This window comes from Sporosarcina koreensis (assembly GCF_001531445.1).
Classification (GTDB): domain Bacteria; phylum Bacillota; class Bacilli; order Bacillales_A; family Planococcaceae; genus Sporosarcina; species Sporosarcina koreensis_C.
Genome location: NZ_LQYA01000179.1, coordinates 1 through 1,071, shown reverse-complemented (window position 1 = coordinate 1,071; position 1,071 = coordinate 1). Strand labels below are relative to the sequence as shown.

Annotated in this window: 1 protein-coding gene; it reads right to left on the bottom strand. The window is 47.6% G+C overall.

What is annotated here, in order from left to right; all coding sequences use genetic code 11:
- Window positions 1–180: 180 nt before the first annotated feature.
- Window positions 181–1,071: IS1182 family transposase (locus AWV70_RS16520; RefSeq protein ID WP_153010030.1), on the bottom strand; the 891-nt coding region annotated here is incomplete at its 5' end.

Genomic DNA, 1,071 nt, shown 5'->3' with positions numbered 1-1,071 from the left:
AAAAACGTTAGACTGACGCGACGTTGATTTCCGTTCCGAGCGGACGCTTTCCGGGGGGCTTGCCCTCAGCCTCCTCGTCGCTTTGCTCCTGCGGGGTCTTCACGCTGCGCTGATCCCCCAGGAGTCGCCGCTCTGCACTTCAATCAACTGGATGTCCCTCCCTTGAGACATCGGCATCATTCAAGCTATGCTTACAGCCGACGTCCTCCATGTCCAACTGGCCAGCTTCTTCAGATTTAAAGCAGCAAAAGTCAGCATCGCCTGCATGGACATTTTTTTAAGTCCCCTGAGGGTTGTCCATCGCATGCCATGCTTTTCTTTTGCATCGGCAAAGACACGTTCGATCGTCTCTTTGCGTTTTCCATATATTTCTTTGATTTCATGATTGTGTCGCAAATCTTCAGCAACGTCCAAATAGCCTTGCCAAATATGACGTTGAATCATCTTTTGGTGATTCTTACTCTCTGTACACTGGCTAATCACAGGACACGAGGCACAAATGGAAGGAGTCGAAGCATATTGACGGTATCCTTCCTTCGTGGTTGTTCGGTATGTAAGAACCTGTCCTTCCGGACAGAGATAGCAGTCGAAATGCTCGTCATAGACATACTCATGTTTTCTAAAGAACCCTTCTTTTGTCATTGGTCGTTTGTACGGAAGAGCAGGAAGCATCTGATTTTCTAAAAGGAAATTGGCAATGGCTGGTGTTTTGTAAGCTGCATCAGCGGCAACGACGACTGGACGTCCTACTTGCTCGATGACCTTCTGGACTAATGGTTCAAGCAAATTACTGTCGTGGACATTCCCTGGCGTGACGATGTTTGCGAGTACAAACCCCTTTTCGTCCGTGGCAGCGTGAAAAGAATAAGCGAACTGCTTTGTCCGTTCATCTTTAACGTAATAACCACTTTCCGGGTCTGTTGTCGACTCCTTAATCTCCTTGTACTCTTCCTTTTCAAACTTTTCCGGCGGGAATGGTTTCTTCCCATTCTTTTCCCGATCTATGTTGAGCTCCTTCTGGAGCCTCTTCTCATAAGCCCGCGTCTCTTTACGAACAACCTTCTTCTCAAA